Annotated in this window: 8 protein-coding genes and 1 pseudogene; 3 read left to right on the top strand and 6 right to left on the bottom strand. The window is 62.4% G+C overall.

Features of this window, described 5'->3' with window-relative positions:
- From HCZ87_RS18810 to HCZ87_RS18785, 6 genes and pseudogenes are all read right to left on the bottom strand, one after another.
- Positions 1–301, bottom strand: a pseudogene (locus HCZ87_RS18810) (electron transfer flavoprotein subunit alpha/FixB family protein); the annotation flags it as partial.
- The gene (locus tag HCZ87_RS18805) at positions 301–1,059 is read right to left on the bottom strand and encodes an electron transfer flavoprotein subunit beta/FixA family protein (protein WP_167646324.1); all 759 of its coding nucleotides are present in this window, start codon (positions 1,057–1,059) and stop codon (positions 301–303) included. The gene HCZ87_RS18805 and the pseudogene HCZ87_RS18810, both read right to left, overlap by 1 nt.
- A 273-nt stretch (positions 1,060–1,332) precedes the next feature.
- Positions 1,333–1,905: a cob(I)yrinic acid a,c-diamide adenosyltransferase gene (locus HCZ87_RS18800; RefSeq protein WP_167646321.1), complete on the bottom strand. Its 573-nt coding sequence runs from the start codon at positions 1,903–1,905 to the stop codon at positions 1,333–1,335.
- A 3-nt stretch (positions 1,906–1,908) separates the two neighbouring features.
- The gene (locus HCZ87_RS18795) at positions 1,909–2,112 is read right to left on the bottom strand and encodes a twin transmembrane helix small protein (protein WP_167646319.1); all 204 of its coding nucleotides are present in this window, start codon (positions 2,110–2,112) and stop codon (positions 1,909–1,911) included.
- A 70-nt stretch (positions 2,113–2,182) separates the two neighbouring features.
- The gene (locus HCZ87_RS18790; RefSeq protein ID WP_167646316.1) at positions 2,183–3,013 is read right to left on the bottom strand and encodes an SDR family NAD(P)-dependent oxidoreductase; all 831 of its coding nucleotides are present in this window, start codon (positions 3,011–3,013) and stop codon (positions 2,183–2,185) included.
- Between the two features lie 28 nt (positions 3,014–3,041).
- On the bottom strand, positions 3,042–3,656 hold the full coding sequence (locus tag HCZ87_RS18785; RefSeq protein WP_167646314.1) for an SH3 domain-containing protein: 615 nt from the start codon (positions 3,654–3,656) through the stop codon (positions 3,042–3,044).
- A 297-nt stretch (positions 3,657–3,953) separates the two neighbouring features.
- Here HCZ87_RS18785 and HCZ87_RS18780 point away from each other — a divergent pair, with 297 nt between their 5' ends.
- From HCZ87_RS18780 to HCZ87_RS18770, 3 genes are all read left to right on the top strand, one after another.
- On the top strand, positions 3,954–6,302 hold the full coding sequence (locus tag HCZ87_RS18780; protein WP_167646312.1) for a DNA topoisomerase IV subunit A: 2,349 nt from the start codon (positions 3,954–3,956) through the stop codon (positions 6,300–6,302).
- Between the two features lie 142 nt (positions 6,303–6,444).
- Positions 6,445–7,047, top strand: a complete 603-nt coding sequence (locus HCZ87_RS18775; protein ID WP_167646309.1) for a hypothetical protein — start codon at positions 6,445–6,447, stop codon at positions 7,045–7,047.
- A 114-nt stretch (positions 7,048–7,161) separates the two neighbouring features.
- Positions 7,162–7,289: GTP-binding protein (locus tag HCZ87_RS18770; protein ID WP_254868635.1), on the top strand; the 128-nt coding region annotated here is incomplete at its 3' end.

Raw genomic sequence — 7,289 nt, 5'->3', positions numbered from 1 at the left:
GGGTCAGGATGTTCTTGGCGTCGGTGGTCGCGGGCGCGACGATGTGGCTGTAGTCAGAGGCCAGACCGGCGATCAGCGCCGCAGTCGGTTCCGCCAGACGGTGGCCGAGGCTTTCGTCTTCGGCAACCAGCACCTTGGCAACGCCGTCGATCTTGGCGGCGGCTTCACCCGCGGCAGCAGCCGAGGCGCCAGCGGCCAGAACGCTCACATCGCCCAGAGCTTTGGCAGCGGAGACGGCCTTTGCGGTGGCGTCAAGCGCCAGTTCACCATTGGTGACTTCAGCAAGGAGAAGAACAGCCATTACACAGCCCCCGCTTCTTTGAGTTTCTCAACCAGCTCGTCGACGGAGCCCACGATGATCCCGGCGGAGCGGGTGGCGGGTTCCTTGGTCTCCACCACGGTCAGGCGCGGGGTGACATCGACGCCGTAATCGGCGGCGGTTTTCTCGTCGAGCGGCTTTTTCTTTGCCTTCATGATGTTCGGCAGCGAAGCATAGCGGGGCTCGTTGAGGCGCAGGTCCACGGTGACGATGGTCGGCATCTTGACGGAGATGGTTTGCAGACCGCCGTCGACTTCGCGGGTGACTTTCGCGTTGTCGCCGTCGATGTCCAGCTCGGAGGCGAAGGTCGCTTGCGACCAGCCCAGCAGGGCAGAGAGCATCTGACCGGTGGCGTTCATGTCGTTGTCGATCGCCTGTTTGCCAGCGAGAACCAGACCGGGCTGCTCTTCCTCGACCACTTTGGCGAGGATCTTGGCAACCGCGAGCGGTTCGATGTCCTGATGCACATCTTCTGCGGCAACCACGAGAATGGCACGGTCCGCACCCATCGCGAGGGCGGTGCGCAGGGTTTCCTGAGCTTGCTTCACGCCGATGGAAACAGCCACAACCTCATCCGCCTTGCCGGCTTCCTTGAGGCGGATCGCTTCTTCAACGGCGATTTCGTCGAAGGGGTTCATCGACATCTTGACGTTGGCGAGATCAACACCGCTGCCGTCCGCTTTGACGCGGACTTTCACGTTATAGTCGATCACGCGTTTGACAGGCACGAGTACCTTCATAGTGCGTTTCTCCTTAACAATCGGGGGGCGCAAAGTCCCCCCATGAGTGCTCTCGCGCCGTTGATACCGACTAGCGGAAGCCGGTAACAGGGTAAAATCGTCACGTTTTGGCCCACGGACGTCGCGTTTGAAGAATGATCGCCTATTTTCATGGGGAAATTTTCATGCGGCCAGGGTCACGCAGGGCGCAAAAAAACATCCCCGCCGCAGGGGGCACGGGGATGTTTGCGGAAACATGAACGAATCGTCGCCGGGGCGAGGTCGCGCGCGCTGTCAGCGGTTGGCGCCAGGCACCCAGAGCACATCCGCCGCGCCATTGTCGTTGGCGATGCGCGAGGCCACAAAGAACCAGTCCGACAGCCGGTTGAGGTAGACAACGGCGGCGTTGTTCACCTCTTCCATGGTGGCGAGCTCGGTGGTCAGCCGCTCGGCCCGGCGGGCAACGGTGCGGCAGACATGCAGATGGGCGGCCAGCGCGCTGCCGCCGGGCAGCACGAAACTGCGAAGCGGCGTCAGGTTCTTGTTCATCGTGTCGATTTCGGCTTCGAGCCGATCCACCTGCGATTGCGCCATGCGCAGCGGCGGGTATTCGGCCTCGGCATCGCTGGCCATATCCGGCCGACACAGGTCCGCACCCAGATCAAAGAGGTCGTTCTGGATGCGCGACAGGGCCAGATCCATGTCGCCTTCGGCTGCAAGACGGGCGACGCCGACCTGCGCGTTGAGCTCGTCCGAGGTGCCATAGGCGGTGACGCGGGCGGAATGTTTCGCAACCCGGCTGCCGTCGCCAAGCGCGGTGTCGCCCTTGTCACCGGTGCGGGTGTAGATCTTGCTGAGCACGACCATGGATCAATTCCCCCCGCTGGCGAAATAGGCAAAGCCGACCAGGCAGACCACGGCGATGAACTGGAAGAAAATCCGCAAGCGCATCATTTTATTGCCATTCTTGCGGTTGAATTCGCCGCCGACGCCAAAGCCACCGATGCCGATGGCCAGCGCGATGACGACAGCCGCCATGGCCAGAATGCCCAGGTAGTAAAGTGGTGAGCTCATGGGGTACGAGTCCTTTTGTCGTGAGGCAGGCGGGCGGAGCGCGCCTGAGTCTGATAAGGCGAGAATGCTGTTATCTAAGGCGCAGGAGAATGCGGTCAATCGTCCGGGTGGACAGCAGCCGCCGCAGAATCCCGGCGATATAGGTCGGCGTGGTGACATAGTAGCGCGCGCGGGGCCGCCTGGCCTCCAGCGCGTGGGCGAGCTTCTTGGTGACCGCAGCGGGGGGCAGCTCAAACGGGTCGGGGCCGCGCGATTCATAGAGCCGTTTCAGCAGCGATCCCTCGTAAAGCGCGCGCAGGGCGGAGTTTTCCCAGTCGATGTGTTTTTCAAAATGCGGGATCGAGTTTTCGCGAATCCTGGAGGTCACAGGGCCGGGCTCGATCAGCACCACATGGATACCGCTGTCCGATAGCTCCAGCCGCAGCGCATCGCTGAGCCCTTCGAGCGCGAATTTGGTGGCGGCATAGGCGCCGCGCCAGGGGAAGGTGACCAGCCCCAGCACCGAGGAATTCTGCACGATGCGCCCATGCCCCTGCGCCCGCATCACCGGGATCACCTGCCGGGTGAGCTCATGCCAGCCAAAGAAATTGGTCTCGAAAATCTCCCGCAGGCCCTGGGTTGGCAGGTCTTCAACCGCGCCGGGCAACCCGTAAGCGCCATTGTTAAAGAGCGCGTCCAGGGTGCCGCCGGTGACCGCAAGCACCTCGGCCAGCCCGTCGCGGATACTGTCGGCGTCGGTATAGTCGATGCGCGGGCTCTCGAACCCTTCGGCGCGCAGCCGGTCGCAGTCGCGTGCATCGCGGCAGGCGGCAAAGACGCGCCAGCCGCGGGCGCGCATATCATGGGCGGCTGCATGGCCGATGCCGGAGGAGCAGCCGGTAATCAGGAGTGTTTTGGTCATATCGGTTCCCGCGCGTTGCGGGGTCGAGTTATGACCCTTTTGCGCTCAGCAGGGAAGCGGCAATCCAGCCGACCTCGCCAGTGTCGGGCGTTTCCAACAGCGCCCAGCCGGAGGGATCTTCGCTGAGGACACGCACCCGATCTCCGGCAAGCATCTGTTTCATCACGGGAAATTGCGTACTTGGACCGAGGCGGATATTGGCGCGGGAGGCGCGGATGCGGCGGATGTCGACCAAGGGCTCCGCCGCGCGGTTTTCCACAAATGGGCGAGGGCTGGGCGCGGCGGTGGTTATGGCGCCAAGGCCGCCTTCGAGCTGGGTGATTTGCAGCCCACTGGTGGCAAGGTTCAGCAGCGCGGGTTGAGGGCTGGCCGCTTGCTCGACCGGCGTCTCGGGCGTGGCGCGCACACGGCTGGCGCTGGCCTCAACAGCCACCTGCGGGCGCGGTGGCTCGTAGCGGCTGAGCACCGGCGTGGCGAGCTGCGTTTCGGCGGGGCGGGTGGCAATGCGACCGGGCGCGGGGCGCGTGTCCTGCGCCTGCGCCACGGGGGTCGGGCGTTCCGGTGCCTTGAAATCGGCACCGCCGCTCAGCTCGTAAAACGCCAGCGCCAACCCTGCAAAAGATACAATCAAAAACCGCGACATCGCGGGCACCCCCAAAATGATCCGTCCAATACGCCGGGCGCTGAGTTCCATAGGGGCGCGACATGGCATTGCCCTGCCCGGCCCTGGCAGCGATGGAGAGATTCGCCCGTGGCGCGATCATTACCCGACAATATTAACATAAACCGAGGGGAGAGGTTGCGGATTCCTCCCCCAAAAAAGCGAGACGGCACGAAAAAACCTATGTGACGGCGCTGGCAGGGGCGTGGCCTCGCTTTCATCTGTTGAAAACCGGCGATGCCGCTTGCCGCACGTCACAGCGAACAGTATCAGGACTCTATGACCGACTTGGTAGATGACCCCACGCCCCCCGATATGCCTGAAAATGGCGAAATCCGTGAACCGTTGCGCCGCGCCATCGGCGAGCGGTACCTGACCTATGCGCTGAGCACGATCATGCACCGGGCGCTGCCGGATGCCCGCGACGGGCTGAAGCCGGTGCACCGGCGGATCCTCTATGCGATGAGCCGCCTGCGTCTGTCCTCGACCGGCGGGTTTCTGAAATCGGCCAAGATCTCGGGCGATACCATGGGGGATTTCCACCCGCATGGCGATGCCGCGATCTATGATGCGATGGCGCGTCTGGCGCAGGATTTCAACGTCCGCTACCCGCTGGTGGACGGGCAGGGGAACTTCGGCAATATCGACGGCGATAACCCGGCGGCCTCGCGCTATACCGAAGCGCGGATGACCTTTATCGCCGAGGCGATGCTGGAAGGTCTGGCCGAGGATGCGGTTGATTTTCGCGACAATTACGATGGCCGCCTGCAAGAGCCGAGCGTTCTGCCCGCGACCTTTCCGAATATTCTGGCCAATGGTGCCAGCGGTATTGCCGTTGGCATGGCGACCAATATCCCGCCGCATAACATTGCCGAGCTGATCGACGCCTGCGTCCATCTGATCAAATCGCCGAATGCGGGCGATGACACGCTGCTGCAATATGTGCCGGGACCGGATTTTCCCACCGGCGGCGTGATCGTGGAACCCAGGGAAAACATCGCGCAGGCCTATCGCACGGGGCGCGGCTCTTTCCGGCTGCGCTGTACCTATGAGGTCGAGGATCTTGGGCGCGGCCAGTGGCAGATCGTGGTCACCGAGATCCCCTATCAGGTGCAGAAATCCAAGCTGATCGAGAAGATCGCCGAGCTGATCCAGACCAAGAAGGTGCCGATTCTCGCCGATGTGCGCGACGAGAGCGCCGAGGACATCCGCATCATTCTGGAACCCAAGTCCAAGAATGTGGACCCCGAGATCCTGATGGGGCTGATGTATCGCAACTCCGATCTGGAGGTGCGGTTCTCGCTCAATATGAATGTGTTGATCGACGGGGTGACGCCGAAGGTCTGCTCGATGAAGGAGGTGCTGCGGGCCTTCCTTGATCACCGTCGCGATGTGCTGGCGCGGCGCTCGCGCCACCGGATGGCCAAGATCGACCATCGCCTGGAAGTGCTCGACGGTTTTATCATCGCGTTTCTGAACCTGGACCGCGTGATCGACATCATCCGCTATGACGACGATCCCAAGGCCGCCCTGATGCGCGAAACCTGGGGTGGCGAGCACCCGCGTGCCTACACCGAAGCCGACTATATCTCGCCGGCCGCGGGCGCGGGGGAGTTGTCAGAGGTGCAGGCCGAGGCGATTCTCAACATGCGGCTGCGCAGCTTGCGCAAGCTGGAAGAGGTCGAACTGGTGCGCGAACGCGATGCGCTGCGCGAGGAACGCGCGGGGCTGGCAGAGCTGCTCGGCTCGGAAGATCTGCAATGGAAGAAGATCACCGAACAGCTGCGCGAGACCAAGAAGCAGTTTGGCAAATCCTATGAGGGCGGCGCCCGTCGCAGCCGCTTTGCCGAGGCGGGCGAGGTCGAAGAGGTGCCGCTGGAGGCGATGATCGACCGCGAGCCGATCACCGTGGTGTGCAGTCAGATGGGCTGGATCCGGGCGATGACCGGCCATATCGACCTGACGCGCGAGCTGAAGTTCAAGGATGGCGACGGGCCGCGCTTTATCTTCCATGCGGAAACCACCGACCGGCTGTTGGTGTTCGGCTCCAACGGGCGCTTTTACACGCTGTCGGCGGCCAATCTGCCCGGCGGCCGTGGCATGGGCGAGCCGCTGCGGCTGATGGTGGATCTGCCCAATGAGGCGGAGATCGTCGATCTGTTCATCCATGACCCCGAACGCCGCCTGCTGGTGGCCTCGGATGCGGGCAACGGGTTTGTCTGTGCGGAAAAAGAGATCATCGCCCAGACCAAATCCGGCAAGCAGGTGCTGAACGTCAAGGACGAGGAGCGCGCCAAGATTTGTGTTCCGGTCAGTGGTGACCACGTTGCGGTGGTGTCGGAGAATGGCAAGTTCCTGGTGTTTTCGATCGAGGAGATGCCGGAACTGACCCGTGGCAAGGGCGTGCGTTTGCAGAAATACAATATGGCGCGCGGCCGTCAGGGCGCCCTGGAGCTGGACGGCGGCCTTTCGGATGTCACCACCTTCAACTGGGACGAGGGGCTGCAATGGGAGATGGGCGGCGGCAAGACCCGGCATGAAACCGATCTTGGCCAGTGGCTGGGCAAGCGGGCCGGGATTGGCAAACGACCGCCTTACGGCTTTCCCAAGAATTACAAATTCAAATAACGGCAGGAATTTGCCAGAAGCTCTGCAAAACATGTGTCCCCCGCGCAACCGCGCGGGGGTTCGCTTTTGTGCGGGTTTACCGCTGGTGAACTGCCGGTCTATCACTTGGCGACCCTGATCGGACCCGAAATAGGAAGACGAAATGATCCGCACCTTTGCCATTCTGGCCCTGACCGCTCTGGTCGCCGCCTGTACGCCGCCGACCCCCGAAGACGAGCTGCGCGATCTGGGCGCCTTTAAGCTGGGGCATAACATTGTGGTGGCCCCGAATGTGCAGATGGTGCCCGGCTCGCGCCCGGTGGAGCCGCAGGAATGGATTGATCTGCTGACCAATGAAATGGGCGCGCGGTTCTCGCGCTATGACGGGGATCAGCTTTATCACTTCGGCATGAGCGTCGAGGGCTATTTTGTCGCGCCGGGCGGTGTGCCGCTGGTGCTGAGCCCGAAATCGGTGCTGGCTGTGAAAGTGACCATCTGGGACGACGCCGCCGATGGCAAGCTGAACAAGAAGCCCAAGACGTTCACCGTGTTTGAAACCACCTCGGGCGAGAGCTTCCTGCTGGGGTCGGGCCATACCCGCACCCGTGAAGAGCAGATGAAGGGGCTTGCGCGCAACGCGGTGCGTCAGATTGAGGACTGGATGGTCGAACAGCATCAGGAGAACGGCTGGTTCGATCCGATCACCGAGCCGACGGCGGCGGGTGACGTGGATCCGACTGCCGTCGCTGCGACAGTCGGCCAATAACCCCGTTGTCAAGAACGAACCGCTTGATTTTTGCGCGCAAACCCAATAAGCCGCGCGCGCAGAGGAAACCGGGTCTGATGTGGACCCCCCAATATTCAAAAGGGCGCCTAAGGAATGGCTAAGGAAAAGTTTGAGCGTAATAAACCGCACGTCAACATCGGCACTGTTGGCCACGTTGACCACGGTAAAACCACGCTGACCGCAGCAATCACCAAATACTTCGGTGACTTCAAAGCCTACGA

The organism is Phaeobacter sp. HF9A (assembly GCF_011806385.1).
Classification (GTDB): domain Bacteria; phylum Pseudomonadota; class Alphaproteobacteria; order Rhodobacterales; family Rhodobacteraceae; genus Epibacterium.
This window is presented reverse-complemented; position numbering and strand designations above follow the sequence as displayed.

Bases quoted from the DNA above. Each gene is read 5' to 3' on its own strand.
- HCZ87_RS18805 (WP_167646324.1), bottom strand. From the start codon at position 1,059: ATGAAGGTACTCGTGCCTGTCAAACGCGTGATCGACTATAACGTGAAA.
- HCZ87_RS18800 (WP_167646321.1), bottom strand. From the start codon at position 1,905: ATGGTCGTGCTCAGCAAGATCTACACCCGCACCGGTGACAAGGGCGAC.
- HCZ87_RS18795 (WP_167646319.1), bottom strand. From the start codon at position 2,112: ATGAGCTCACCACTTTACTACCTGGGCATTCTGGCCATGGCGGCTGTC.
- HCZ87_RS18790 (WP_167646316.1), bottom strand. From the start codon at position 3,013: ATGACCAAAACACTCCTGATTACCGGCTGCTCCTCCGGCATCGGCCAT.
- HCZ87_RS18785 (WP_167646314.1), bottom strand. From the start codon at position 3,656: ATGTCGCGGTTTTTGATTGTATCTTTTGCAGGGTTGGCGCTGGCGTTT.
- HCZ87_RS18780 (WP_167646312.1), top strand. From the start codon at position 3,954: ATGACCGACTTGGTAGATGACCCCACGCCCCCCGATATGCCTGAAAAT.
- HCZ87_RS18775 (WP_167646309.1), top strand. From the start codon at position 6,445: ATGATCCGCACCTTTGCCATTCTGGCCCTGACCGCTCTGGTCGCCGCC.